This window comes from Oleiphilus sp. HI0067, from assembly GCF_001635735.1.
The window spans coordinates 1-25,895 of sequence record NZ_LWFI01000157.1; the positions used below are offsets into that span (position 1 = coordinate 1).

Annotated in this window: 25 protein-coding genes and 5 tRNA genes; 18 read left to right on the plus strand and 12 right to left on the minus strand. The window is 45.3% G+C overall.

Annotated features, from left to right (window positions below; translation table 11 throughout):
- Both A3739_RS02070 and slmA read left to right on the plus strand, forming a co-directional pair.
- On the plus strand, positions 1–505 hold a 505-nt coding region (locus tag A3739_RS02070), incomplete at its 5' end, for a thiazole synthase (protein WP_369821077.1).
- 39 nt (positions 506–544) lie between these two features.
- Entirely contained in the window at positions 545–1,141 is a 597-nt protein-coding gene (slmA, locus tag A3739_RS02075; protein ID WP_068481448.1) for a nucleoid occlusion factor SlmA, read from the plus strand.
- 7 nt (positions 1,142–1,148) lie between these two features.
- Here slmA and A3739_RS02080 read toward each other — a convergent pair whose 3' ends face one another.
- Positions 1,149–1,958: an inositol monophosphatase family protein gene (locus tag A3739_RS02080; RefSeq protein ID WP_068481451.1), complete on the minus strand. Its 810-nt coding sequence runs from the start codon at positions 1,956–1,958 to the stop codon at positions 1,149–1,151.
- Between the two features lie 325 nt (positions 1,959–2,283).
- Between A3739_RS02080 and A3739_RS02090 the strand changes: the two genes are divergently transcribed.
- A complete protein-coding gene (locus A3739_RS02090) occupies positions 2,284–3,330 on the plus strand; it encodes a 3-deoxy-7-phosphoheptulonate synthase (RefSeq protein WP_068483377.1) in 1,047 nt (348 codons plus the stop codon).
- A gap of 27 nt (positions 3,331–3,357) precedes the next feature.
- Here the strand turns inward: A3739_RS02090 and purD are convergent, their stop codons facing one another.
- The 11 genes from purD to A3739_RS02145 form a co-directional block, all read right to left on the minus strand.
- Positions 3,358–4,650, minus strand: coding sequence for a phosphoribosylamine--glycine ligase (gene purD, locus A3739_RS02095; RefSeq protein WP_068483380.1), 1,293 nt, complete (start codon positions 4,648–4,650; stop codon positions 3,358–3,360).
- 88 nt (positions 4,651–4,738) lie between these two features.
- A complete protein-coding gene (locus A3739_RS02100; RefSeq protein WP_068479481.1) occupies positions 4,739–5,149 on the minus strand; it encodes a thioesterase family protein in 411 nt (136 codons plus the stop codon).
- An 83-nt stretch (positions 5,150–5,232) separates the two neighbouring features.
- Entirely contained in the window at positions 5,233–6,810 is a 1,578-nt protein-coding gene (gene purH, locus A3739_RS02105; protein WP_068483383.1) for a bifunctional phosphoribosylaminoimidazolecarboxamide formyltransferase/IMP cyclohydrolase, read from the minus strand.
- Positions 6,811–6,882: 72 nt separating this feature from the next.
- Positions 6,883–7,167 carry a DNA-binding transcriptional regulator Fis gene (fis, locus tag A3739_RS02110; RefSeq protein WP_369819810.1) on the minus strand — a complete coding sequence of 95 codons (285 nt, stop codon included), beginning with the start codon at positions 7,165–7,167 and terminating at the stop codon, positions 6,883–6,885.
- An 8-nt stretch (positions 7,168–7,175) separates the two neighbouring features.
- Positions 7,176–8,165 carry a tRNA dihydrouridine synthase DusB gene (dusB, locus tag A3739_RS02115; protein WP_197468889.1) on the minus strand — a complete coding sequence of 330 codons (990 nt, stop codon included), beginning with the start codon at positions 8,163–8,165 and terminating at the stop codon, positions 7,176–7,178.
- 143 nt (positions 8,166–8,308) lie between these two features.
- Positions 8,309–9,397 (minus strand): DUF3426 domain-containing protein, encoded by a 1,089-nt coding sequence (locus tag A3739_RS02120; protein ID WP_068475885.1) that lies wholly within the window; start codon positions 9,395–9,397, stop codon positions 8,309–8,311.
- Between the two features lie 96 nt (positions 9,398–9,493).
- Entirely contained in the window at positions 9,494–10,390 is an 897-nt protein-coding gene (prmA, locus tag A3739_RS02125; RefSeq protein ID WP_068483386.1) for a 50S ribosomal protein L11 methyltransferase, read from the minus strand.
- Positions 10,391–10,397: 7 nt separating this feature from the next.
- The gene (gene accC, locus A3739_RS02130; RefSeq protein WP_068500062.1) at positions 10,398–11,750 is read right to left on the minus strand and encodes an acetyl-CoA carboxylase biotin carboxylase subunit; all 1,353 of its coding nucleotides are present in this window, start codon (positions 11,748–11,750) and stop codon (positions 10,398–10,400) included.
- Positions 11,751–11,766: 16 nt separating this feature from the next.
- Positions 11,767–12,219: an acetyl-CoA carboxylase biotin carboxyl carrier protein gene (accB, locus tag A3739_RS02135; protein ID WP_068483392.1), complete on the minus strand. Its 453-nt coding sequence runs from the start codon at positions 12,217–12,219 to the stop codon at positions 11,767–11,769.
- A gap of 24 nt (positions 12,220–12,243) precedes the next feature.
- Complete coding sequence (aroQ, locus tag A3739_RS02140; RefSeq protein WP_068475024.1) at positions 12,244–12,681, minus strand: type II 3-dehydroquinate dehydratase; 438 nt, start codon at positions 12,679–12,681, stop codon at positions 12,244–12,246.
- Positions 12,682–12,801: 120 nt separating this feature from the next.
- Positions 12,802–13,887, minus strand: a complete 1,086-nt coding sequence (locus A3739_RS02145) for a PleD family two-component system response regulator (protein WP_068483188.1) — start codon at positions 13,885–13,887, stop codon at positions 12,802–12,804.
- A 154-nt stretch (positions 13,888–14,041) separates the two neighbouring features.
- Here A3739_RS02145 and A3739_RS02150 point away from each other — a divergent pair, with 154 nt between their 5' ends.
- The 15 genes from A3739_RS02150 to secE form a co-directional block, all read left to right on the plus strand.
- A complete protein-coding gene (locus A3739_RS02150) occupies positions 14,042–16,027 on the plus strand; it encodes an EAL domain-containing protein (RefSeq protein ID WP_197468886.1) in 1,986 nt (661 codons plus the stop codon).
- Positions 16,028–16,043: 16 nt separating this feature from the next.
- A complete protein-coding gene (locus A3739_RS02155; RefSeq protein ID WP_082890123.1) occupies positions 16,044–17,027 on the plus strand; it encodes a DUF2333 family protein in 984 nt (327 codons plus the stop codon).
- Positions 17,028–17,159: 132 nt separating this feature from the next.
- Positions 17,160–18,230 carry a hypothetical protein gene (locus tag A3739_RS02160; protein WP_068483401.1) on the plus strand — a complete coding sequence of 357 codons (1,071 nt, stop codon included), beginning with the start codon at positions 17,160–17,162 and terminating at the stop codon, positions 18,228–18,230.
- Positions 18,227–18,763 (plus strand): DUF6160 family protein, encoded by a 537-nt coding sequence (locus tag A3739_RS02165; protein ID WP_068483404.1) that lies wholly within the window; start codon positions 18,227–18,229, stop codon positions 18,761–18,763. The genes A3739_RS02160 and A3739_RS02165 overlap by 4 nt, the downstream gene beginning before the upstream one ends.
- 3 nt (positions 18,764–18,766) lie before the next feature.
- Entirely contained in the window at positions 18,767–21,331 is a 2,565-nt protein-coding gene (locus A3739_RS02170; RefSeq protein WP_068483407.1) for a DUF6160 family protein, read from the plus strand.
- Between the two features lie 73 nt (positions 21,332–21,404).
- Positions 21,405–22,355: a biotin--[acetyl-CoA-carboxylase] ligase gene (locus A3739_RS02175; RefSeq protein ID WP_197468885.1), complete on the plus strand. Its 951-nt coding sequence runs from the start codon at positions 21,405–21,407 to the stop codon at positions 22,353–22,355.
- Entirely contained in the window at positions 22,352–23,095 is a 744-nt protein-coding gene (locus A3739_RS02180) for a type III pantothenate kinase (protein ID WP_068483413.1), read from the plus strand. Before A3739_RS02175 ends, A3739_RS02180 begins: the two co-directional genes overlap by 4 nt.
- The gene (locus A3739_RS02185; RefSeq protein WP_068476059.1) at positions 23,092–23,721 is read left to right on the plus strand and encodes an SPOR domain-containing protein; all 630 of its coding nucleotides are present in this window, start codon (positions 23,092–23,094) and stop codon (positions 23,719–23,721) included. Before A3739_RS02180 ends, A3739_RS02185 begins: the two co-directional genes overlap by 4 nt.
- A 31-nt stretch (positions 23,722–23,752) precedes the next feature.
- Positions 23,753–23,828: transfer RNA gene (locus A3739_RS02190), tRNA-Thr, on the plus strand.
- Positions 23,829–23,868: 40 nt separating this feature from the next.
- A tRNA-Tyr gene (locus tag A3739_RS02195) sits at positions 23,869–23,952 on the plus strand.
- Between the two features lie 11 nt (positions 23,953–23,963).
- Positions 23,964–24,038 (plus strand) — tRNA-Gly (locus A3739_RS02200).
- Between the two features lie 15 nt (positions 24,039–24,053).
- Positions 24,054–24,129: transfer RNA gene (locus A3739_RS02205), tRNA-Thr, on the plus strand.
- Between the two features lie 74 nt (positions 24,130–24,203).
- Entirely contained in the window at positions 24,204–25,427 is a 1,224-nt protein-coding gene (gene tuf / locus A3739_RS02210) for an elongation factor Tu (protein WP_068478061.1), read from the plus strand.
- A 43-nt stretch (positions 25,428–25,470) separates the two neighbouring features.
- Positions 25,471–25,546 (plus strand) — tRNA-Trp (locus A3739_RS02215).
- Positions 25,547–25,576: 30 nt separating this feature from the next.
- Positions 25,577–25,895 (plus strand): preprotein translocase subunit SecE (secE, locus tag A3739_RS02220; RefSeq protein WP_068500070.1); only part of this gene is annotated, 319 nt, incomplete at its 3' end.

Sequence of the window (25,895 nt, forward strand, 5' to 3'; positions counted from 1 at the left end):
TGAGCTTCTTGATGGACATGATCTAGTGAAGCTTGAGGTGCTTGGCGATCAGAAGACGCTTTACCCAAATGTGGTCGAAACATTGTCGGCGGCAAAGACCTTGGTCAAAGATGGCTTTAAGGTCATGGTCTACACAACAGATGATCCTTTGATCGCTAAAGAGCTAGAAGAGATTGGTTGTGTGGCGGTGATGCCACTAGGTGCCCCCATTGGTAGTGGGCTCGGGATTCGCAATCCGCACAATATTCATATGATTCTTGAGAATGCGAATGTGCCCATTTTAGTTGATGCGGGCGTTGGTACGGCTTCGGATGCAGCGATAGCGATGGAACTTGGTTGTGATGGCGTGTTGATGAATACTGCCATTGCAGCAGCTAAAGATCCTGTGATGATGGCGCACGCAATGAAATTGGCGGTTGAAAGTGGTCGCGCTGCATACTTAGCGGGTCGGATGCCTCGTAAACTATACGCTTCTGCATCTTCCCCTCTTGAAGGCCTAATTTAAGGTTGAGTTTAATTAAAATAACGAGGGTAGATAGCCACAATGGCCCCGGAAAAAAAACAAAAAGTGAGTAGAAAAGAGCAAATCCTTCAAGTACTAGCCAGTATGCTTGAGGACAATTTAGGGGAGCGTATCACCACTGCAAAGCTCGCGGTTGAAGTCGGGGTTACCGAGGCTGCGCTTTACAGGCACTTCCCGAGTAAGGCGAAAATGTATGAAGGCCTTATTGAGTTTATCGAAGAGACTGTGTTTAGCCGTGTGACGCGTATTAAGGCTGAGGGGCAAGGCTGTTTAGACAAGCTGCAGAAGATACTAACTTTGGTGCTTGCTTTTGCTGAAAAGAATCAAGGAATGTGTCGCATTCTTGCTGGTGATGCATTAGCGGGAGAGAACGAAAAAGTTCGGAATCGCGCCGAGCAGTTTTTTCAACGCTTAGAAACAGAACTCAAGCAAATTATCAAAGAAGGTGAGGCCCAAGAGGGTTTGACCAGACGTCTTAGTTCAGCGGCTAGCGCAAACTTGTTGTTGGTCAATGTTGAAGGGCGCGTTCACCAATTTGTTCGTAGTGAGTTCAAAGTTAAGCCAACGGCGCATTGGGTGAGTCATTGGCCGATCTTAGCGAGTGGCTTATTTCAATAGCCATAATTTAGGTTGTTGGGGCGAGAAGCGCTCGTGCTTGATCGAAGAGTGCGGGCGAACTTATCAATAAGTTCTGATCATAAATGGCCGCAGGAATATGAGCTGGAACTTCACTGAAATGGCCGCAACGTGCGCCTGCTTCTATAGCAATGACACGTGCCGCGGCAAAGTCCCATGGGCTTAAAGATTCAAAGTAAAAATCATGGCGGCCGCACGCAACCCAACAAATATCTAAGGCAGCACTGCCTAAACGACGTAAGTCTTGGCATTTTTCGAGCATAATGGTCACGCGTTCGAGTATCGGAGGAAGCGTGCTTTTGTCATAGGGGAAGCCCGTTGCAAAGACTGCTTTACGAAAATTTTGTTGGCCACTTATGCTTATAGCCTCTTCGTTGAGAGTTGCGCCGGCACCCTTTAATCCGCAAAACATTTCATCTAGGAACGGGTTGTATACGACCCCGCATTGCACATCTCCATCGCAAGCAAATGCAATACTGACTGCGACCATCTGCTGTCCGTGGGCATAGTTGACGGTTCCATCTATGGGGTCGATGATCCAAATTGGACTGCTTAAATCATGCCCGAGTGATTTGTCTGTGCAGGTTTCCTCAGTCAAAAAACGATGATCTGGAAACACTTCTTTAATGCGCTCAACAATTAGTTTATCCGCGGCAAGATCAGCATTGGTCACGAGTTCATGTTGATCTTTATATTGATGATCAAGAGAACCTTCCTCGCGTAATTGTTTAATCAGTTGTCCTGCTTCGAGCGCGACTTTTTTACTGAGTTGAAAGGCGGATTGGTATAGATCTGACATGCTGTTCTCTTTTTTTGTGCGCGAATGTTCACGATATAAGCCCGATATCCAGGAAATAAAGGTCTGGCTGTTTACAAATCATGAAATCGAGGTTAAGTTTGATCCCACTATGAAGATGAATTTGAAGCAAACTCGACCTCAAAACAACCGAATGACTTATCCGGCATCTTCTGCTGCGTGGCACTTTAGCTTTTATTTTGGTTATCACCAAGCTATGGTCGTGCCCAGCTAACTAAGCATTATAGGGAGGCCATCTAAGCGCCTCCGAAGAAGAAACCTCGGTAGGCGCAGCCCCCCGAGGTTTTTTTTTAGAAGGAAAACAACAATGAGCCAAGTTCAAGCCCAATCGAGCAATGAAGAAGCGGTAGCGATACTGACCCCTTTAATCAGCCCAAAAGCTTTGAAGGAATGTCTTCCTTTGAATGATGCGTTGTCTGATCAGATTTTTAAGCAACGTCAACAGGTGCAGGATATCGTGACAGGGGCAGATAATCGCTTGTTAGTGATAACAGGTCCATGTTCATTGCATTGTGATCAATCTGCAATTGAGTATGCCGAGCGTCTTGTCGCATTAAACGAAAAGTTCAGCGATAAGCTACTTATCGTTATGCGTGCCTATCTTGAAAAACCACGAACAAGTGTTGGTTGGAAAGGGATGTTGTACGATCCAGATATGGATGGCTCCGATGACTTAGGCGCAGGTTTAGAGGCAAGCAGAAGTTTGTTGTTACGCTTGGTTGAGCTTGGTGTGCCTCTGGCGACTGAAGCCTTAAATCCTCTAGCGATGCCTTACTTGGATGATTTGATTTCATGGGTAGCAATTGGCGCTCGAACAACTGAGTCTCAAACACATAGAGAAATGGCGAGTGCTTTACCGTGTTCAGTCGGGTTTAAGAATGGTACCGATGGAGGATTAGATGTTGCCATTAATGCATTAATTTCGGCGGCTAACCCTCATAGTTTCTTCTCGATGTGCCAAGATGGACAAATTAATCGTATGCGTTCGGTCGGTAATCCGTATGGTCAATTGGTACTGCGTGGCGGAAAACACGGGCCAAACTATGATGCGGTGCATTTAGCCCAGGCGAAGAAAATGATGACTGAGGCTGGTTTAATACCAAGTGTATTGGTCGATTGTAGTCATGAAAACTCCGGCAAGGATCACGCACTTCAATCGAAAGTAGTTGAAAATATTCTTGCTCAAAAAACTGCAGGGTGTGATGTGATTAAAGGCCTTATGCTCGAGAGCCATTTAGTCGAAGGTCGTCAGAATATTAGTGACACAATGAATTATGGGCAGTCGGTTACGGATGCCTGCATCGGTTGGGATGAAACGGATGCATTGATTGAGAAAATTTATACTCAGCTATAGCTAACTGCTATAACTGAGTATTTGCCATTAGCTCTGTTGCTTTTCACGAGCAATGGCACGGTATGCGATGTCGTCGCGATAAAACATGCCTTCCCAACTGATCGTCTTAGCAAGTGCGTAAGCATTGCTTGCCGCTTCTGAAACACTATCTCCGAGTGCTGTTGCGCATAGAACGCGACCGCCCGAGGTCACAACTTCACCGTCTTTTAAGCTGGTACCTGCGTGAAAGACTTTCTCTTCTTTGCTCGAAGACAGGGTTAACCCAGATATTGCGATTCCTTTATCGTATGCAGCTGGATATCCTCCTGCGGCGAGCACTAAACCTACAGCGGGCTTATCATGCCAACGAGGCGTTTGATCCGCTAGCGTTCCGTTAATAGCTGCGCTACACAGTGGTGCCAACTCAGACGCTAATCTCATCATGATCGGTTGTGTTTCCGGATCGCCAAAACGGCAATTGAATTCAATCACTTTTGGTTGACCATCAGGCGATATCATCAGGCCTGCATAAAGAAAACCGCGGTAACGATTCCCTTCTTCAGCCATGCCTTTTAAGGTTGGATTGATGACCTGATCCATAATACGCGCGTGAACTTCCGGAGTAACGACCGGAGCAGGGGAGTAAGCTCCCATTCCACCAGTATTAGGGCCTGTATCTCCGTTTCCAACACGTTTATGGTCTTGGCTTGTCGCCATCGCTATGCAGTCTTCACCATCCGCGATCACGATAAAGCTGGCTTCTTCGCCTTCTAAAAATTCTTCAATGACAACGCGACAGCCGGCTTCTCCAAATGCATTCCCTGAGAGCATGTCCTTTACTGCTGCTTCGGCTTCTTCAAGTGTCATGGCAACAATCACGCCTTTGCCTGCTGCTAGTCCGTCTGCTTTTACGACAATAGGTGCACCTTGTTCTTGTAAGTATGCGAGAGCAGGTTCTACTTCAGTAAAATTTTGATATGAGGCTGTTGGAATATCCTGGCGTGCTAAAAAGTCTTTCGTGAATGCTTTAGAACCTTCGAGTTGTGCTGCGGCTTGACTTGGGCCAAAGCAAGCGAGCCCTAAGTTTTCAAAATGATCAACGACACCCTCTACAAGTGGTGCTTCAGGGCCAATTACCGTGAGCTCGACTTTATTGGCGATAGCAAAGTCAGAGAGTTCCTTGAATGCTAGAACGTCAATGTTCACATTTTGGAGCTTTGTATCGTTCGCGGTACCAGCATTGCCGGGTGCTACGAAAACAGTTTGAACAGATGGGTCTTGGGCGATTTTCCAAGCGAGGGCATGTTCACGCCCACCGCTACCTACAACTAAAACATTCATGACTTCAGGCCTGTGGCATTGTTTCGAGGGGCGAAAGAATAGCGGAGTTGCAGGGCTGAATCAAAACGTGACCGTTTGTTCAAGAAAGCTAGAAGACTTGTGCTAATTGCTCAAGCTTTTCGCGCGCTTTGCCTTCGATCTTACAGGACTTAAGGGTTTGTTTGTCCATCAGTACAAAGGTATGTTCTGCGTCGACAACGTGTGTGTTGCCGCCATCGAGAAAGATAGACTGTTGTACTTTACAACTTGTTGTTCCGATGCGCATAACTTTCGTTTGAACTTCTAGTGCGTCTCCTAGAGAGCAAGGTCTACGATAATTGACTTCGGAGTTAACGAGGGTGAGTGCTAGATCGAGCTCAGAGAAGAACTCTACTGCATTGTAGTTTTCAAAAAGACGCCAGCGGGCTTCTTCCATGAAAGTGTTGTATGCACCAATGTTGGTATGACCATATTGGTCTAAATGGTAGCCTCTAACTTTGAAGCGTGAATATTCTGACACGGGATCACTCTAATAAAATGCTAATTTTCTGGATTATAGCGAATAAAATTAGTAACAGAGCACCCGTGCCAGATATTTTCTTGTTAGTGTCTAAAGTGTCTCATGCCGGTGAAGATCATCGCCATGTCATGCTCGTCTGCTGCTTGAATTACTTCTTCATCACGCATTGAGCCGCCAGGTTGTATGACGCATGCAACACCAGCTTCCGCTGCATTATCAATGCCGTCTCTAAACGGGAAGAATGCATCTGACGCCATGACCGATCCTGCAACTTGTAAACCAGCATGTTCTGCCTTAATTGCGGCAATACGAGCAGAGTTAACGCGGCTCATTTGGCCTGCACCAACACCGATGGTTTGAAGTCCTTTGCCGTACACGATGGCATTTGATTTAACCATCTTGGCTACCTTCCACGTAAACAGAGCATCGCGGAGTTCTTCTTCGCTTGGCTGACGACGAGACACAATTTTAACTTGCGCTAAGTCGATCATGCCTAAATCACGTTCTTGAACCAAAATGCCGCCATTGACGCGCTTATAATCCATTGCTGGTGCAGAGGTGTTGAGTTCTCCACATACGAGTAAACGAAGATTTTTCTTGGCGCTGATTACTGCAACCGCTTCGTCTGATGCGCTAGGAGCGATGATCACTTCGACAAATTGACGATCAACAATTGCTTGCGCAGTTTGTGCGTCCAAAGCGCGGTTGAAAGCGATGATGCCACCAAACGCTGACTCTGGGTCTGTCGCATAGGCATTTTCATATGCTTGAAGAATATTGTCTGCCTCTGACACGCCACAAGGGTTGGCATGTTTGACAATGACGCATGCCGGATTTTTGAATAGGCGCACTGTTTCTAGGGCTGCATCTGTATCGGCAATGTTATTGAATGATAACTCTTTGCCTTGCACTTGCTTGGCATTAGAAATACAGGCTTCTTGTATATTGCTTTCAACGTAGAATGCACTTGCTTGATGCGGGTTTTCGCCGTAGCGCATATCTTGTGCTTTGTTGAAATTTAAATTGATTGTACGTGGAAGTTTTGTGGTTCCGCCTGAGACAAGTTGACCGAAATGGTTTGCGATCGCACTGTCGTAGGAAGCGGTGTGCTCGTATGCTTTGATCGCTAGATCAAATCGCGTATCAAACAATGTGCAGCCGTCGTTTTCACGCATTTCTTCAATAATGGGAGAGTAGTCGTTAGCATTCACGACAATATTGACGAATGCATGGTTTTTCGCTGCTGCACGAACCATTGTTGGTCCGCCAATATCGATATTTTCAACTGCATCATCCATTGAGCAATCTGGTTTCGCGATGGTTTCAGCGAATGGGTAAAGGTTTACGACAACCATATCGATTGCAGCGATATCATGTGCCTGCATGACTTCATCATCTTGTCCGCGACGACCAAGTATTCCACCATGAACTTTAGGGTGGAGAGTTTTTACGCGACCATCCATCATTTCAGGAAAGCCTGTATAGTCTGAAACCTCTGTGACAGGAATGTTTTCGCTTTGAAGTAATTTAAAGGTACCGCCGGTCGACAGCAGTTCAACACCAAGGTCTTTTAGGTTCTTTGCGAATTCAACAATGCCTGTTTTATCCGAGACACTTATTAGTGCGCGCTTTACAGCAACAGGGCGAGCGTTTGTTGTCATAGTTACTTCCACTTTTTACTTGTCTTTAAAACGAAAAAGGGCGAGAAAATCCCGCCCTTGTTTTGATGCTGTTTACAGTAGACCGTACTGCTTGAGTTTTTTGCGCAGAGTGCCTCGGTTGAGACCCAGAAGCACAGAGGCTTTGGTTTGGTTGTTGCGCGTATATTTCAATACTTGCTCTAGAAGAGGAGCTTCTACTTCTGAAAGTACGAGTTGGTAGACGTCTGTAACAGGCGCGCCGTCTAGTTGAGCAAAATAGTTGCTCAGCGCTTTTTCTACCTCATCACGTAATGTTGTGCCGCCATCAAGCAATGGGGCGTTTTGTGATGGTTGGATGTCTTGGTTGTCGGCTAGCATCTCAGAACTCATGCAGCTTCATCTCCTTGGTTGTTCGATCGCTTAAAATACTCGCTTATCGCGTTAAGTTGATCTTGTGTTGATTCAATAGTGTTAAAAGTCTTTCTGAACGCTTTACCATCTATCCGAGTTTGAAAATACCAAGCGACATGTTTTCGGGCAATTCGCACGCCCATAATGTCGCCATAAAAACAATGCAATGCACTTACATGGCGCAACATAATATCCTGTTGCTCCAAAAGCTCTCGCTGCGGAAGATGCTTCCCTGTTTTTAAAAAGTGCTCTATTTCCTCAAATATCCAAGGTTTTCCTTGAGCGGCTCGTCCTATTAAAAGTCCGTCTGCGCCGGTGTAGTCGAGAACAGCTTTCGCTTTCTCTGGAGAAGTAATATCCCCATTAGCAAACACCGGAATTGCTAGGTTTTCTTTCACTTGTTTTATGGTGTCGTACTCAGCTTCTCCGCGATATGCGCAAGCTCTAGTTCGGCCATGTATTGCCAACGCTTGAATGCCCGCCTCTTGCGCTATTTTAGCGATTGTTAGGGCATTCTTATTTCCTGTATCCCAGCCTGTTCTGATTTTCAGAGTGACTGGAATATCGACCGCATCCACTACGCTATGAAGAATCTCTTTAACAAGTGCTTCATCTTTCATTAACGCTGACCCAGCTGCTTTATTACACACTTTCTTTGCAGGGCATCCCATATTGATATCAATAATTTGGGCACCTTGCTCCGCATTGAGTCGTGCGGATTCGGCAAGCATCTGAGCGTCGCCGCCGGCGATTTGAACAGAAATTGGCGCTTGTTCACCCTCATGATCAAGGCGATGTTTGGATTTGCGTGTTTTCCAAAAGCTAGGATCTGCGATGACCATCTCGGAGACAGCAAGTCCCGCACCATATTGGCGACACAATTGACGAAAAGGTCTATCGGTGACACCGGCCATCGGTGCTAGCACTAAATTATTTGCTAATGTGTAAGGGCCGATTTTAACCAAAACGTTTGCCGATGTGTCGCTCAAAAAAGGACGCAAATCATACTCTTCTGTTGCGTCCGATTAAAGACGGTGCAAGCGCTTTTTTTTGGTTATATTTTGTGCGGAGTGGTTGACATTTGAGCGGCTAAACGTTCTAAAAATGTTTAACCGCTCGTCTTCTTGGCAGGGAAGAAACGAATTTTATAGTTCACTGCTTGTTTACCAGGATCTTCTACCTCAAGCGAGATGTGCATGGCTTTCTCTCTTTGCATAGACTGCTGAGCAAGAGTGTCATCATTAAGGTATGTTTTCGCTTCTACAATTTGTTGTGCAATAGTTTTGCCGTTGATGTCCGAAAAATACATAGCAAGGCGCGGAAACTCTTGGTCAAAGTCTGCGGTGTTAGTAAGCACGACATCAATGATTAAAGTGTTTGCCTTGAGAGGGTGGCTTCTAACGACCAAATTGCTACTTTTTATGGCTTCAAGATCAACAAGCTCAGGCAGTTTGCAGCCTAGTTTTTCACATGCCAATTGAAAGCCTTGTTTTGCTAGAGGATATTGCGCCAGACGTTCATAGTGAAACCACGCGATCTGTGCAGCGAGAACGGCCGTCAAGGCGAGACACGCTAGTGTAATGACGCTTTTTCTTAACCAGCTTCCTCTGTGAACGGTTTGTTCTTCCTCGTAATAGAAGTCTATGCGTTGAGGTGCATCGTCGGCAGATGGTTTTATTAGCTCATCATTAGTGTGGGATGTTTTTTGAGGCTCTAGATCTAAGCTGGGTTCTTGCTTAAGAGGCCTCGTTGGCGTGTCGTCTTTTAATATCTGGGCTGTCCATTCTTCGTCTTTGCTATCAGCCACTTCTGAGTGGTGTGCAGCTTCAGATGAGAATGCGTGTGCGCCTGAGCTATCAATTTCTTTTAAAGAATCGCTAAGCTGAGAATCATCGAATAAAGACTGTTTCTTTGCGCTCTCTTTCTCGTCATCAGAATCTTCAAAGATAAGCTCTTCGTCATCGGTCTCGTGAGTATGTGATTCGTGTTCTGTGCTTGGTGTTGGAATTTCGCTTGGTGTGTCATCTTGCGATTTAAGCGTTTCATTTCCGTTCTGAGGGATTAGGTAAGCGACAGCATCAAATACTTCCATGCAAGCTCCGCAGCGGACTTTGCCAGCGGCTGCAGAGAGTTGCTTTTCGCTTACTTCGAAAGTTGCCTTACAGTGAGGGCAGCGCGTGTATTGCTCAGAACTCATGCGCAAACTTATCCTTGTACAGAAAGTAAAAAAATTCTTTATTATCTGCAGTGTAGCGCGTTTTTCTGAAGCTGTGTAATAGCTTTTATAACTATCTTAATCCTTCTTGGTTCCGCTCAAGCGCGACCAGTCATCCATGTAATTTACGGCCTGCATTTTAAAGTGAGTGCCATAATGTTGCGATAAATCTTCGGCTTGCTCTCTGAGGATGCCAGAAAGCGCAATGCTCGCATTTGCTTTACATAGTCCCGAAAGATGCTCTCTGAGGCTGTAAAGTGGTTGTGCAAGAATATTGGCTACTAATACGTCTGCATGAATGTCTGGACAATCATCCGGTAGGTAGCATTCTATAGCGTCAGCAGATAATTGATTTCGCTCCGCGTTATCTTTCGTCGCAATAAGTGCTTGAGGATCGTTGTCGACAGCAATTACACGTGAAGCGCCGAGAAGTAGCGCTGCGATACCGAGAATCCCAGAGCCACACCCATAATCGATCACAGTTTGGCCTTTTAAATCTTGTGCATCTAACCATTCGAGACATAAGAATGTTGTTGGATGCGTGCCTGTTCCAAATGCTAAACCCGGGTCTAGCATCAGATTTACTGCGTCGGGCTCAGGTGGCTCGCACCAGCTAGGGCATATCCACAAACGTTTGCCACAAGATATGGGCTTAAAATTTTCTATCCATTTTCTTGTCCAGTCTTCATTTTCGAGAATGTCGACTTGTAACGACGGAAAGTCTGTATCGGGTAGATAATGATGAAACACTTCTTTAGCGATGCTTAAGGCTTGTTCCATGTCGGTGTCTTGCTCGAAAAGCGCGGTGAGAGTGGTGTCGTCCCAAACTGGCATTGTGCCGAGCTCCGGCTCGAGTATTGGTTGGTCTGCACCATCTTGCATCGTTACAGACACAGCTCCACTCGCTAACAAACCTTCTTCTAGCGCTTCGATGAGTTGCGGGGCAATTTCACTTTTTACTTGTATCCAGTTCATTTCTTGTTCAACCGCCCGATCTTTGCTGAAGGAGTTTTTCTAAGTAATGAATATTAAAGTCAACATTCATAAAGCCTTCGTCGTTAGCAAGTACTCGGTGTAACGGTGCGTTTGTTTTGATGCCATCGATAACCAGTTCGTTAAGTGCGTTGCGTACGCGATTAAGTGCTGATGTTCGGTCTTCGCTATGGCAGATAACTTTAGCGATCAGAGAGTCGTAATACGGTGGAACGGAATATCCGCTGTATAGATGTGAGTCGACTCGAACACCCATGCCGCCGGGCGCATGAAACATGTTTATCGTTCCAGGGCAGGGAATAAATGTTTTCGGATCTTCTGCGTTAATACGACATTCAAAGGCATGGCCTTTAAATTTGATCTCTTCTTGGGTGTAGGTCAGCGACTTTCCTCCAGCGATCTTCATCTGTTCTTTGACTAGATTCACGCCGGTGATCATTTCCGTTACAGGGTGTTCTACCTGTATACGGGTATTCATTTCGATGAAATAGTACTTGCCGTCTTGATATAAGAACTCAAAAGTACCTGCGCCTCTGTAGTTAATATCGATACATGCTTTAACGCAGGCATCAAACACTTCTTGGCGAGCAGTTTCGTCGACATTTGGTGCCGGTGCTTCTTCAATGACTTTTTGGTGACGTCTCTGCAAAGAGCAGTCTCGATCGCCAAGGTGAATGGCTTTGCCTTGACCGTCCGCGAGTACTTGGACCTCCACATGGCGAGGCCTATCGAGGAATTTTTCTAAGTAAACGGTATCATCGCCAAATGCATTTTTTGCCTCTTGCTTGGTAAGGGCAATTGAATTAACTAGTTCTGATTCTTCGTAGACAACGCGCATTCCGCGTCCACCGCCACCAGAGGCTGCTTTGATCATCACCGGAAAACCGATAGATTTTGCGATCGCTATTGTGTCTGCTGTGTTGTCACTCAGTGGGCCGTTAGAGCCTGGAACCGTTGGTACACCAGCTTGATTCATTGCTTGAATTGCTGAAACTTTATTACCCATTAGTCGAATAACATCGGCGCTAGGGCCAATGAAGGTAAAACCACTGCGCTCAACTTGTTCAGCAAAATCAGAGTTTTCAGCAAGGAATCCATAGCCTGGGTGAATAGCATCTGCGTTAGTCACTTCCGCGGCAGCGATAATCGCTGGAATGTTCAGATAGCTTTCCGTGGGTTGATTTCCGCCAATGCAAACGGATTCATCGGCAAGCCTAACGTGCATCAGGTCGCGATCAACTTTTGAGTGAACTGCAACGCTATGGATACCCATTTCTTTACACGCACGCAAAATCCGTAAAGCGATTTCTCCACGGTTTGCGATGAGTACTTTTTTAAGCATAAGGTGAAGTTTTCCGTTATGAGATGCTGAATAGCGGTTGGTCAAACTCTACCGGAGCGCCATTCTCTACTAATACTTCTGATATAGTTCCATCTCTATCGGCTTCTATTTGGTTCATCATTTTCATTGCCTCAACAATGCACAGCACATCGCCAGTTTTAACTTGCTGACCTACTTGTACAAATGGAGGCGCCTCAGGAGAAGGGCTTCTATAAAAGGTTCCTACCATTGGCGAGTTAATGCTTGGAAGAGCTGTTCGCGTCTCTTCAGGGGTGCTCGCTGGTGCCGCTGGAGCTGCAGCTACAGGAGCTGGCGCAGCAATGACTGGTGCAGGGCTTGCAACGACTGCAGGCGCATTTGGGTTGCGGCGGGTGATCTTGATGGACTCTTCGCCTTCTTTGATTTCGAGTTGCTCGACATCTGAGTCTTCAATTAACTCGATTAACTTTTTAATTTTACGGATATCCATAAATAAACTCTCTTGAATTCTTTGCTATTGCGATGCGCGAATAGCGGCTTCTACTGCCGCATCGTAACCGTGCGTACCTAAGCCGCAAATAACGGCAATCGCTTTATCTGAAAAGTAGGAATGGTGCCGAAAACTCTCACGTGCATGAACGTTTGAGATATGTACTTCATAAAACGGTAAGTCGCTTGCTAACAGAGCATCACGTAGAGCAACGCTTGTATGTGTAAAGGCACCAGGATTGATCACAATGGCAATTACGTCTGAATTTCTGACTGCATGAATGCGATCAATTAGCTCGTGTTCTGCATTGCTTTGGAAGTGCTCAATCGTTGCTTGATGTTGTTCTGCAATAGCGTTTGTTCTGGAAACAATATCTTCTAGTGTTTCTGAACCATATATTTCAGGTTCTCGCTTCCCTAGGAGATTTAAATTTGGGCCATTTAGAATAAGAATTGTTGGCATGAAGAGCACTCTTTTTTAAGCAAAGCTAATGATGCGCCAATTCTAGTGCTCGCTGTGCAACTTCGCAAACTATTCCTGCAAGATAGCAGCGAATTTAGCAAATTTACGGGCTAGTTTTGCTTATTTTGCGTGAGATTGCTTGTCAGATAATTGCTGTTTTATAGCATTTACTAACTTAGATTGATCAGTTGGTTTGGTGAGAAATGGAGTGGTGCTTAACTCTTGAGAGTTTAGGTGTACGTTCGGGTCTTCCTCTGCGGAAAGGAAAATAATAGGGATGTTGCGCCATTGAGTGTGCTGGCGTACTAATCTCGCAAGCTCAACCCCTGTGCACTTGGGGAGAATAACATCTAGTAAAAGCAAGTCTGGTTGATTCGTTTCGATAGCATCGAGTAAAAGTTCGGGCTGGCTAATCGCTGTACACATAAAGCCAGCATTTCCTAGCACATTTTCAAGATGCTTTAATTGAGATGGAGAATCATCAAGCGCCAGAATTCTTGTTTTGGGGTCAATGTCGATATGAAAAGCAGTATTAAGAGCTTCTTTTAGTGACTTAGACGTTAAGTTTTCATCGATGAAAAAATGGCCGCCAGCTCTAATTGCATTTAGCTTTGTTTCAAATGACATCTTGTTATCAGAGAAGAAGATTACTTTGCTATGCGGATTGGCTTGCAATATTTTCTTGGCGAGACTGACGCCTTTGCCTTTTCCTTTAAAATCGACATCGATAATTGTGCAGGTTCCAGCATTCACATTTTCCATCGAAAATGAGTGTATCGGTATATCGCCTAATATGGCGCTTTGTAGCGCCTCGTTTTTGCTTGAGCTAACCGCAAGTAACACTTGCTTGATTTGAGTAGTGTTTGGTTCGAGAAGTAATTCGACTTCTATTTTTAGCTGTTCTTCTATCAAGCTAATTGCTTCTTTCATGCCCTCTTGTGCTTTGTGTGATGGGCATTCTTCAATTTGACCGAGCTTCAATAAAGAGCTGATTTTCTGTGCTTGTTCAGAGAAAGGTTTGTGGGGTAGCTTGTTCGACAACTTGCTGAGTTTTTCTGATGTATCCAGCAATGTGCGATTTTTGCTTGTATTGCGCCATTCATTCTTCGAACACTGTTCATATAGTTCAACCGCCGCCTCTGCGTGCGAGCTGACTCTTCGCGCGATATAGCTACTCAACTGCTCGCGAAGTGCGGGTTCTGCCATAGTTTTATTAACCTGATCCCAGCATGAAACAATTGTCTTGCTAGGCTTCTAAAATTTGTTAGTCTCTAGAAGTTATTATTGCCCACATTTCATATCTGTCTACGTGAACATATGAAATTGCGAACTGAATCGTCTGTGTGACTCTGTGATGGATATGCAAATAACAAATAAAAAACGGACTCTTAAACAGCTTGTTCTTATCTCTGTCGGGCTATTGTTCGTGGCGATGATTGCCCTTAGCGCTATATTCAGTTTTTCTGCCAGTAAGCATTACGTCCAAGAACAGTTAGCAAAACATTCGCAAGAAGCAGCGACATTTTTGGGAATAGGCTTGTCATCTATTAATGAGCAAGATAGTGGTGTTGGCCGAGAAAGGCTCATTGATGCCATGTTCGATAGTGGCGATTACCAGTCAATTGTTTTACGAATTAATGCATCTGATGAAGTCGTTGAACGAATGCTGGACGTAGAACAAACCAAAGCGCCACTCTGGTTTGTGGGCATGATCGATTTGCAGGTGCAAAGCGGCGATGCGGAGGTGATGTCTGGCTGGCAAAGGCTGGGAAGTTTGAAGGTCGTTTCTAATTCCGCGCTCGCAATCGACAAATTATGGGAGCGTTTTGTTGTTCAATTGATCTTATTTGCAGGCTTATTGATTGTTGGGCTTTTATTACTTTACAGCTTGCTTCGTTATTTATTGGCACCGCTAGTGCAGCTCGAGCAACAAGCGCAGCGCATTGCTAACCGATTTTTTGAACAGCCCCTTGAATTACCTCCAACGCGTGAATTGGACTCCGTTGCGCGTTCAATCAACGATATGGCTCAGAGCTTGAAAAAAGTATTCGATGAGCAAATCGATGATATCGAAAGGCTCCGGGATTTATCACGATTAGATGATTTGACGGGATTGTTTAACAGAGAAGGCTTTGATGCGCGTTTGAAGTCTGACTTAGTTGGTCGTTCTGTGACAGGCGTGGGGGAGTTAGTCTTAGTCATGTTAAATGACTTTGAGTCTATTAATCTGTCTCACGGGCGTCAGACGGGCGATGAGTTATTGCAGGAGATTTCTAAGCTACTAAAAGAACTTTCTGCCGAATATCGTGGCGCATATTGTTCAAGAAGATCTGGTGCGCAATTTAGTGTGTTTTTATCGGGTGTTAGTGTTGATTGTGCTGAAACCTACGCCCAGAAACTTCTTTCTAAAATTCAATCTATTCCGGTCTTACGTCAAGGTCTGAAAGATGACTGGGTGAATGTTGGTGTGGCGGAAGTGAGCGATGCTGAAACGGTATCGGGTTTGTTATCGAAAGCGGATATGGCGTTGCGACAAGCTCAGTCTAAAGGAATTTCGGGCTGGCAGCGTTACGTTGATTTAGAAGAAGATGGCGTTTCTCAAGAAGTTAGGCAAGCCAACCATTGGCAATCTATTTTACAGGATGTATTGCAGAATAATGCGCTTGTATTGCATGAACAGCCGGTACAGAGTTTGGTTGATGACTCGATTAGTCATAAGCAGTTACTTTCGCGTATTGAGTTAGATGGCGAGATGATTGTTGCGTCGACGTTTTTGCCGATGGCTAAGCGTTTTGGCTTAATGGTTAGGTTCGATGAAATGATTGTCGAAGCCGTATTTGCGGCTTTGAATAAGAGCGATAGTGATCAATCGATGCACTACAACATCGCTCTTTCTGAAGCAGCCATTGCTGATACTATTTTCATGGAGTGGTTGATAGAGCATCTTCGACAAAATCAGTCTATTCTTCATCGGGTGACCTTTGAAGTTCCTGAGCATGCTTTAGGTTTTGGCGAAGAGATACTTCTTAAGCTCTGTGAGCTAGGTGATTCTTGGGGCTTCGGGCTCTGTATTGATCGTTTTGGTGTTTCATCTATTCCATTTACGTATTTAAAGCGTGTTCGAGTCCGTTCGATAAAAATAGACACGAGTTTTATTAGGGATATTCACGAGAACCAAGAAAATCAGTTTTTCTTGCGCTCGGTCGTACAAATCGCGCATAGCCAAAATATTCAGGTTGTTGCCATAGGTGTCGAAAGCGCAGCTGAGTTGGCTGTTTTAAAAGATTTAGGTGTTGATGCTGCGACTGGCTATCAAATTTGTAAGCCGTCACAGGCTCAATTCTAGAAAGAGAGTCTCTTACATGAATAAACAAAAGGGTTTATTGCTACTTGTTCCGATTTATTTGCTTGTCGTAGTGGTGCTCGGCTTTTGGTGGAGTTCTGAACCTGATGTTCCGGACTTAGCATTGGTTGTAGAGCAAAGAGCGGGAGTCACGCTCTCTGATGCGCCCATTGGTGTGGCAACAACTGCGAGTCTTATTGAGTTGTCTGATACTTTGCTCGAAAAGCCTGGAGGATATTTATCAAACGATTTATTCCTGCCGGGCGTGTTTCTGGACAATATGCCTAGCTGGGAGTTTGGGGTTCTTGTTCAAATACGAGATTTATCTAGGGTGATGAGAAAAGACTTTAGTCGCTCGCAAAGTCAGTCCCAAGAGGATGCAAGTCTTAAGTTAGCAGAGCCGCAGTTTCACTTTGATAATCGTAGTTGGATTCTCCCGGCTTCAGAATCTGAATATCGCACAGGTGTAGCAGCTGTTGAAAACTATCTCAAACGCTTAGCGGATGAATCAACTCCTAATGCACAGTTTTATGCGCGTGCCGATAATTTAAGCGCTTGGTTGTCAGAAGTTGAGAATAGACTTGGGGGGTTGTCTAGGCGTTTGAGCGAAAGTGTGGGGCGCCCGAGTTTGGATCTGGGGCTTGCCGGAGATTATTCTGCTGAGCAAAGTACCTCGGGTGAAGGCTTTAAAGAGTCAAAAACATCTTGGTTTGACATCGATAACGTATTTTACGAGGCGCGCGGCACAGCTTGGGCGTTGATTGTGATTTTACGTGCTATGGAACACGACTTTGCAAAAGTGCTTGGCGATAAAAATGCTTTGATTAGCCTGCGCCAAATTCGTTTGGATTTGGAGGCGACTCAGAATACGATTTGGAGTCCGATGATTCTAAATGGCTCGGGGTTTGGTGTGTTGGCGAATCACTCTTTAACGATGTCATCTTATATTTCTAGAGCAAGCGCCGCAGTCATTGACCTGAGAAATCTCTTGCAGCAAGGCTAGAATATTGTTCTAGCTCACGTCTTGACTGCTTGATTTGTGAACGACTGTGAAGTTTCGTCCTGCTTCACATGTTTAAATTCATCTCTCCATATAATGTTGGTTTATTTCTTAAACAGGACGCATTGCCTCAATATGTCATACCAATGGCGCTCAATTTTCCCATCGATTATTCAGAATGCTGCGTTTATCGCGCTGGGTGCTATTGCCCTTCCTGTGCATTCTGAATTGGCAGCGCTTTCTGATAATGATTTATCAGAAGTAGATGGTGCTGGTATCGGGTTTGTGATGGAAGACTTTGCGTTTAGCCACGGTAATGACTCTTCTCAAGGTAACGTTTTTCGGATTACCGGCATCACCGACTCTGATGGTAATCCGGTCAATATTAATGTGAATCAAATGTACATCGCCCGAGCAGGAAGTGAGTATGGCGATGTGATAGAAGGCGTGAATTTAGGTCGCCTAGATAATCCCTATGAAATAGATTTGCTTGATGGCAATGATATTGGGTTGCCGGGCAAAGGTGTGTTGGAGATTGCGGCGCCAAGAATGGTTGACTCAACACTTGGTTATGACTGTTTGGATCCTAGCGCGGCGCAAGGCTCGGGAACATGTGCGAGTCGACCTGCTTCCGTTGATTTCGAGGCGGGAGAGCGACCAGATATTGGTTTTGAGTTGGAAGTGAATGTTGCCGGGCAGGCGCAAACTCACTTGAACATGCATGCGCACAGCGCGGTATTTGATGGTTCATATTTGCGTCTTTGGGGAGAAGATTCACGTATGGCTGCAGAGTATCGTTTGAACTTTTATACGCCAGCGCTTGAAATCTCTACCTGTGCGGTCGCGAGTTCTGCGTGCACATCCAAGATTAAAATGAGCGATTTCAAACTAGAGCTAGCGTTAGGGAATACCTTTCAGCCTCTTTATATCGGTGTAGATAATACGACTGGTGGTTTTAGTTTTCAGATTGATCAAATGACGACGAACTATCTTGCGAACATTGACCCTGTGAGTGGGGCATCTGATGGTTCTGCGCAGGGCGATATCGCGTACGCTTTTTATGAAGACTACTACTCCAATCAAGACTATCGTTCCGATATTTATGTTGGTGATATAGAAATAGGTGGTACAAGCCTTGGCTCGGCTAAAATCGAGGGCATGCTTATTCAACACCTAGATGTTCGTTTTAGGGATTTGACGCCATGATAATTCTTTCTAGAACACTACTGTTTGTATTCACGACTGCTTGCTTCCCCGTTATGGCAGAAATGAAGTCTATTGATGATGGCGACTTGTCCGAAGTCACTGGACAAAGTGGAGTGTACCTAAGTGGTGACATCTCGATTAACGAGAACGGTGGTCCGCTTTCTGATAATTATTTTGGTGCGTGCACCGACGCGACTAAATCGTGTGGGGCGCGTATTGCCTTGCAAACAGAGCAGGATGGTGGCTGGTTTGTGATTGACAACCTTCGAGGCGGTATTGCCTTTGAAGGGCTCACTATGAAGATTCGTGATATTGATTCTGGATTTGGTGGTGATGGTGCTTTATTCAATCGTGAAGTACTAGAGATTGGTTTGCCGGGAACAATTCGGTTTGATGACTTCCAGTTTACTTTAGCGGGTAGTGCAACGGAGCGCCCGTCTGATCCGGGGTTTCAGCAGCTCGACCTTTACGGGGTTGAAATGAGTGGTGAAGCGACACTAAAAGGTAATTTGTTAGTGTTTCCAACGGATTAAACCATGCGCATAGTAACCTTATCCCCCTTTACTTTTTTAATGCTTGCCCTCTCATTAGCGGTGCCTGCCTATGCCGAAATGCAAGCTTTAGAAGATGACTTCTTGTCGGGAGTTAGTGGGCAGTCAGGTATCACATTAAATCTAGAGAGTAATACCACGATTCAAGAGTTTGCTTACTTCGATGACGGTAATGGTATAGCTTTTGAGGGTTTGCGTATTGGTGGTTCTGGAGGAAGTGATGATTTTCTTAAGATGCAGATTCTTGTCGACATCTTGGAAGATGGAACGCTGTCACTTGATTACACAACGGATTCGCTTGAATGGGATGGTTCTACCTTCTCTCCGGTAGGTAATCAAGCGCGTGTTGAGATTCAAGATATTCGATTCATTGAAGAGGCTGGCGACAGTGTTGGTTCTAATCTATTGGGTACCCCAAGTTTAGGTGGGTTGTATTTAGATTTTGAATTGGATGGTTTAACAGAGATTAGTTCTAACGCCACAGCTTACGTTATTGATACGGCCTTTAGTTTAACGAATGGGCGTCTTGGTTATAGAACAAACGGAAATGAATTCTTTTTAGACGGTATGAGCATTGACTATATCGCGCCGGATGCCACGTTGGCTTATAACCCTACCTCTGGAAAATTCGAGTACGTAGCATCTCAAGTGGATCTTGAATTGCGTGCTGATGCCATACGATTAAGCACTAATGCCAACAATAATGGTGTGTCTAACGATGTAGATAGCGGAGTATTGCTGCCGAGTTACGGAAGTCTTTGGTCTAAGTTAGCGTTGAGTCAATCTATTCAGCTAGGTGCCGGTGGTCGGGATGGCGTAGAAGGCTTTAATTTGGATACTCAGGCAACAATTTCTAGTTGGGATTTGGCTTGGGGTGATGATACCGATTGGTCTGATATCGGATATTGGTTCGGCGCGTTAGGTGGTCAGGGCACGATTGCACTATCGAATTTAACTGTCGATGTGCTAGCGAGTGATCGTCATGCAGGACTCGAGTCGACACGCGATTATGGTGGTGGATTGCAACTGGGCTTTGATAGTTTGCAAGCGGCTTTGTTCTTTGATGCGGTTGTGCTGGGTGAGACCAAATCTAATATCGATGCTTACAAAGTCGATAGTGCTTTACCTATTAAGTCGTTGGGTAGTCTTGGCGTGAACTTACTGCTAGCCGATGGTGTCTATGACTCGGTCGCACGAACAAATGCAGTTGTTTTGCAGGCAGGTGGTAATGTCGACGCTGGATATCAGGGGCTTCGTTTGGATACGCAGTTCAGTTTAATCAGTCCTAATAATGAATCAAATTTGGTATACGTCGATAATGGTTTTGGCCTGATGTATAGCGGCTTAGAGGCGTATGTAGATGGTGATATAACTCTTGATGTCACTGCGGATGGCTTGCTAGGTTCGACTCAGTTTTATGATGGTCTGAGAATAGGGTTCGAGGATCTAGATTTTGCTTATCGAACCGAAGGGTTTCGTTTAGGTCGTGTTTCGGATGACGGTACGAGTCTGAAGTCTCAGGATTTATCTACGTCTTATAGTATTCCTGGTGTATCGGGTGCGTTGTTTGGTTTGGGGCTTTATCCTGAGTTGAGTGGTCGATTAAACGGGCATATCACTTTGGGGCCGGGCGGTCGTTTTGGTGATGAAGGTATTACCATCAATGCAGATATTGAATTGCGTGATGGCTTAATGGCTACTTATAAGGAATCTGATGGTAGTGGTTTCTGGTTGGCAGGACTCGATATGGATAAGCATCTTCGTGACATGCTTCTTGACGTTACTGAAGAGGGTTTGCGAATTTATGAGACAGAAAGTTGGTCGCGACTAGATGTCACAGACTTTAGATTAGGTGATCGGGCAACTGGTGCGAGCTTTGGGCGCATGGTGCTGGAGACATACGAACAAGGATCTGAAAGAACAATTTCCGCAGGCGGAGCTGGGGCTGTATGTGTTGGTGGGCAAGGGAGCGATAGCGCGTCGTGTCAATCTGATGGTGGTCGATGGTCTGATAGAGGGGATCAAGGCTTAACGATTGCATCGGCCAGATTTTTTAAGGATAGCGTTGAAGCGGAAGGCAAGCGCAATCGCTTTACGTGGGAGACTGGTCGCTCTGGAGAAGGTACTGCCGGTGTTGTGAATGACACTGGTATTAAGTTGGTGTTTGATAACTTTACGACCAATGATGGTGACGGTGTAACAGATTCATTTGGTTTACGAACCGATCAGAATATTGATGTTGCGTCAGCGTATGTGCGTAAAAAGTCAGATGGTGCTGACAGCAATGGTGTTGTAGGTAATAAAGGTGATGTAAAGGTGATGAATCCCGATGGGACGTACCGATATGTTGCACCGGCAGATTTGACACCAGAGGATTGGGATAGTTTGCCTGTTGGTCTTGCTTTACGTACCCGAACCCAACTTAAAGAGTTGGATTTCGGGTCTGTTGATCTAGTTCATTCATCTGGGCAGTCAGCTACCTTATTGCATGGTTTAAAATTGCAGAATGTTGATATCACGAGTGATATCACAATGACTCCGTTAGATTAACGTCTGACTTACATTGCACCGCTAAAATTTTCCTCGTTATAATTCTCATCCTTATTCCTTGATGAGATATCTAATGCACCTTTCAAATTTAATTTCAGTGCTTGCAGATGGTGAGTTTCACTCTGGTTCAGAGTTAGGTGAGCGTTTTGGTGTCAGTCGTACGGCAATTTGGAAGGCTCTTGAGGGGCTTGAGGGTCTGGGCCTTGATTATGAAAGTCATCGTGGCAAGGGGTACCGTCTTCTTTCGCCGATAGATTTGCTGGATAAAAGTAAGATCTTAAATTTTGTGTCTGATAGTCATCATGCAGACGCTCAGATTGAAGTCGTGGATACCTGTGCCTCCACTAATACTGACGTCCATTCGATTTCGGCCAATCTTCCTTATCGTGTTTTATTTTCTGAGCAGCAGAGTGCTGGGCGTGGCCGACGTGGCCGAGATTGGGTGAGTCCTTTTGGACAGAATCTATATTTCAGCGTGTGCTTCGAATGGTTTAAAGGGCCTGCGGCGCTTCAAGGTCTGAGTATTGTTGTTGGGATTGCATTGGCGCAAGTGTTGAAAGGATTGAATGTCACTGATGTTGGTTTGAAATGGCCGAATGATATTTGGATTAGTGACAAGAAAGCGGCAGGAATATTGATTGAGCTATCCGGCGAGGCTACCGGTAGCTGGCTGGTAACCATTGGTATAGGAATGAATGTGAGCATGAGTGAACGTCAGGCAAGTCAAATTGATCAGCCTTGGACTGCGATCGCTCAGCATGTAGACGTTGAAAGAAATGAATTGGCGGGTCGGTTATTGGAGAGCCTGCTGAATAATATGTCGATTTTTAGAGAAAAAGGGTTTGAGGCATATGTCGATGAGTATGGAAAGTTTGATGCGCTAAAAAATCGTTCAGTGAAAGTGATTGGGCCTGATGTAGAGGGCGTTGCTTTAGGTGTTGATTTGCAGGGCGGATTGCAGTTAAAGGTAGATGATGGAGTGAAGGTGTTTCATTCAGGTGAAGTGAGTGTGCGTCCAATATGATTCTGCAATTAGACGTTGGGAATACTAGAGCTAAATGGCGAGTGTTTGATGGTGATAGGGTATTTGGTCGCGGCGCAGAGTTGCAAGAGGATCTGTTAGATGTGCTATGCCAACAGTTGCCAAATGATGAGGATCTCTCGGTTCAGGTAACTTCGGTTGCCGGTAATCGATCGCTCGAAGATCTCATTAATTCATTAAAGTGCCGTTTTAATGTGTCTTCTATATATATAGCTCGCTCCGTAAAGCGTATGGGTGAAGTCGAATTTGGCTATAAAATTCCAGAGCATCAAGGTGTCGATCGATGTCTTGCGATGCTTGCGGCTTACTCAAAGTGCTTATCGGACTATAAGGGTGTCGTGGTTGTCGATGCCGGAAGTGCTTTAACTGTTGATGTTGTGAACTGTGATGGGAAGCAGGTCGATGGGTATATTGCGCCAGGCTACTCTATGCTCCGAAATTCTCTGTTAGGGCAGACCTCAAAAATTGAAGATGGCTATGCCAATAGTGATTGTGAAGGCTTATCAACTTTACGTTGTGTGAATGGTGGTGTTTCGCTTATGTTTTCAGAGCTTATAAAGAAAATAGAGCGTATGGCTGTTGAGTCAAAGTATCGTCTTGTTATAACTGGAGGTGATGCGGATTTGGTTTCAGAGTCTGTGTCGTTAGATTGCGCTGTGTCCGTTCCTGATCTGGTTCTCGACGGTCTCGCTTTAGCGCAAAAACAAGGTGTGGGATTGTGAAGATTGTCCTTCTTTTGTTTACCGTGAATGTCGTGTTCGCTTTATGGCAGTGGTCAGAGGTGAGAGGTTCTTATCAGCCGGTTGTGAAATATGCTGTAGGGGACGGGGTAGAGCGAATAGGAATCTCTGAGTCGGGTAGGGGCTGTTTGTTGTTAGGGCCTTTGAGTGACCAGCAAGAAGCGCGTAATTTTTTAGTAGCATTGTCTGATGCAGGTGTTCGATCAGACTTAATTGAAAGGCAAGAGGAGGTGGCTCCAAGATACTGGGTGTATTACGGGCCGTTCGAAAGCTATGCCGAATCCCTGAAAAAGCAAAAAGAATTTAATGATAAAGGGATCGATAATTTCATTATTACTGCGCAAGGTTTGTATGGTGCATTGTCTGTTGGTGTGTTTGAAAATATTGATTCTGCACAGCGTATGCAGGGTTATATGCGCGACAAAGGCTATATGACATCAATTCGCAATATCTTCGACTTCGAAAGTGTCTGGTGGATACAGGTTTGGTTGTCTGATAACTCTAGAAATCGTATAAAAATCAGTCAGATAGCTCAGTCTTTGGGCATGGTTATAAAAAGTAGAGATTTTTTTTGTAAAACTGTTGCATCCGAAAATTCTTTCACTTAGTATAGCGGCCTCTCGAAACAGGGGTGATTTAGCTGGTGTAGCTCAGTCGGTAGAGCAACGCACTTGTAATGCGTAGGTCGGGGGTTCGATTCCGTCCACCAGCTCCATTCTTTTTGAGGTAAAGAGGGTCTTTAGATTCTCGCTTTTGGAGGGGTTCCCGAGCGGCCAAAGGGATCAGACTGTAAATCTGACGCGAAAGCTTCGGTGGTTCGAATCCACCCCCCTCCACCAATTTTTTTGTGGCGGGTATCGTATAGTGGCTATTACCTCAGCCTTCCAAGCTGATGACGAGGGTTCGATTCCCTCTACCCGCTCCATTTAATTATACAAGCGCTCATATAGCTCAGTCGGTAGAGCACTACCTTGGTAAGGTAGAGGTCACCGGTTCAATTCCGGTTATGAGCTCCATATACAGTTTTGCGTGGTCTGCGCTCATTGCGGCGCAATGTCACTCATCGAGCGATTCTATAGGAGATGTTCGGATGGCAAAAGAAAAGTTTGAAAGAAGTAAGCCGCACGTTAACGTTGGAACAATTGGCCACGTTGACCACGGCAAAACAACACTAACAGCAGCACTTACTCGTGTATGTGCAGAAGTATTCGGTGGTGAGAAGGTAGACTTCGCTAACATCGATAACGCTCCAGAAGAGCGTGAGCGTGGTATTACAATCGCAACGTCACACGTAGAGTACGATTCAAATGATCGTCACTACGCGCACGTTGACTGTCCTGGACACGCGGACTACGTGAAAAACATGATCACTGGTGCTGCTCAAATGGACGGCGCGATCCTAGTATGTGGTGCGACTGACGGCCCAATGCCTCAGACTCGTGAGCATATCCTTCTTTCACGTCAGGTTGGTGTTCCATACATCGTAGTATTCTTGAACAAAGCAGACCTTCTTGCTGAAGACTGTGGCGGTGCAGGTACTGAAGAATACAACGAAATGCTTGAGTTGGTTGAAATGGAGCTTCGTGAGCTTCTAGATCAATACGAATTCCCTGGTGACGACACTCCAATCATTCCTGGTTCTGCTTTGATGGCATTGAACGGCGAAGATGACAACGAGTTGGGTACAACTGCTGTTAAGAAGCTTGTTGAAGCGCTTGATACGTACATCCCAGAGCCAGAGCGTGCAATCGATCAACCATTCCTAATGCCAGTAGAAGACGTATTCTCTATCTCTGGTCGTGGTACGGTAGTAACTGGTCGTGTTGAGCGTGGTATCATCACTGTTGGTGACGAAATCGAAATCATCGGTATCCGTGAAACTCAAACCACTACTTGTACTGGTGTTGAGATGTTCCGTAAGCTTCTTGATGAGGGTCGTGCGGGCGAGAACGTTGGTGTTCTTCTACGTGGTACTAAGCGTGACGACGTTGAGCGTGGTCAGGTTCTATGTGTTCCTGGTTCTGTTAAGCCGCACACTAAGTTCGAAGCTGAAGTATACGTACTAAGCAAAGATGAAGGTGGTCGTCACACGCCATTCTTCAAAGGCTACCGTCCACAGTTCTACTTCCGTACTACGGACGTAACGGGTGCATGTGAGCTTCCAGAAGGCGTTGAAATGGTAATGCCTGGCGATAACGTACAGCTTTCTGCAGAATTGATCGCGCCAATCGCGATGGAAGAAGGTTTGCGTTTCGCAATTCGAGAAGGCGGTCGTACAGTAGGTGCGGGCGTTGTAGCGAAAATCATCGAGTAATACTCGATTATAAAAGAAGGTGGGTTGTCTGCCTTCTTTTGTTAGGCCAGTAGCTCAATTGGCAGAGCAGCGGTCTCCAAAACCGCAGGTTGGGGGTTCGATTCCCTCCTGGCCTGCCACTTTTTAGCCAGAAGTTAGTAAGTATCAATATGAATGCAAAGCTTGAAAAAGAGAACGCAGCGTTAGATTCGGTAAAGTGGATTGTTGCGCTAAGCATAGTGGCTGCCGGTGTTGTCGGTAACTATTATTTCTCAGCTGAGTCGTTGTTGTATCGCGTTATCGCGTTATTGGTTCTTGCTGTTGTTGCTGGTTGGGTGGCATTACAAACGACTAAAGGTAAGCAGTTTTCTGCGCTAGTGTCCGAAGCGAAGACTGAAATTCGCAAGGTTGTCTGGCCGACGCGCCCTGAGCTTATACAAACAACATTTATGGTAGTTGTTTTTGTGTTGGTTGTTGCTCTTGTTTTGT

Coding starts and splice junctions, on each gene's coding strand:
- slmA (WP_068481448.1), top strand. CDS start 545: ATGGCCCCGGAAAAAAAACAAAAAGTGAGTAGAAAAGAGCAAATCCTT.
- A3739_RS02080 (WP_068481451.1), bottom strand. CDS start 1,958: ATGTCAGATCTATACCAATCCGCCTTTCAACTCAGTAAAAAAGTCGCG.
- A3739_RS02090 (WP_068483377.1), top strand. CDS start 2,284: ATGAGCCAAGTTCAAGCCCAATCGAGCAATGAAGAAGCGGTAGCGATA.
- purD (WP_068483380.1), bottom strand. CDS start 4,650: ATGAATGTTTTAGTTGTAGGTAGCGGTGGGCGTGAACATGCCCTCGCT.
- purH (WP_068483383.1), bottom strand. CDS start 6,810: ATGACAACAAACGCTCGCCCTGTTGCTGTAAAGCGCGCACTAATAAGT.
- fis (WP_369819810.1), bottom strand. CDS start 7,167: ATGCTAGCCGACAACCAAGACATCCAACCATCACAAAACGCCCCATTG.
- A3739_RS02120 (WP_068475885.1), bottom strand. CDS start 9,397: ATGAGTTCTGAGCAATACACGCGCTGCCCTCACTGTAAGGCAACTTTC.
- prmA (WP_068483386.1), bottom strand. CDS start 10,390: ATGAACTGGATACAAGTAAAAAGTGAAATTGCCCCGCAACTCATCGAA.
- accC (WP_068500062.1), bottom strand. CDS start 11,750: ATGCTTAAAAAAGTACTCATCGCAAACCGTGGAGAAATCGCTTTACGG.
- accB (WP_068483392.1), bottom strand. CDS start 12,219: ATGGATATCCGTAAAATTAAAAAGTTAATCGAGTTAATTGAAGACTCA.
- aroQ (WP_068475024.1), bottom strand. CDS start 12,681: ATGCCAACAATTCTTATTCTAAATGGCCCAAATTTAAATCTCCTAGGG.
- A3739_RS02145 (WP_068483188.1), bottom strand. CDS start 13,887: ATGGCAGAACCCGCACTTCGCGAGCAGTTGAGTAGCTATATCGCGCGA.
- A3739_RS02150 (WP_197468886.1), top strand. CDS start 14,042: ATGCAAATAACAAATAAAAAACGGACTCTTAAACAGCTTGTTCTTATC.
- A3739_RS02155 (WP_082890123.1), top strand. CDS start 16,044: ATGAATAAACAAAAGGGTTTATTGCTACTTGTTCCGATTTATTTGCTT.
- A3739_RS02160 (WP_068483401.1), top strand. CDS start 17,160: ATGTCATACCAATGGCGCTCAATTTTCCCATCGATTATTCAGAATGCT.
- A3739_RS02165 (WP_068483404.1), top strand. CDS start 18,227: ATGATAATTCTTTCTAGAACACTACTGTTTGTATTCACGACTGCTTGC.
- A3739_RS02170 (WP_068483407.1), top strand. CDS start 18,767: ATGCGCATAGTAACCTTATCCCCCTTTACTTTTTTAATGCTTGCCCTC.
- A3739_RS02175 (WP_197468885.1), top strand. CDS start 21,405: ATGCACCTTTCAAATTTAATTTCAGTGCTTGCAGATGGTGAGTTTCAC.
- A3739_RS02180 (WP_068483413.1), top strand. CDS start 22,352: ATGATTCTGCAATTAGACGTTGGGAATACTAGAGCTAAATGGCGAGTG.
- tuf (WP_068478061.1), top strand. CDS start 24,204: ATGGCAAAAGAAAAGTTTGAAAGAAGTAAGCCGCACGTTAACGTTGGA.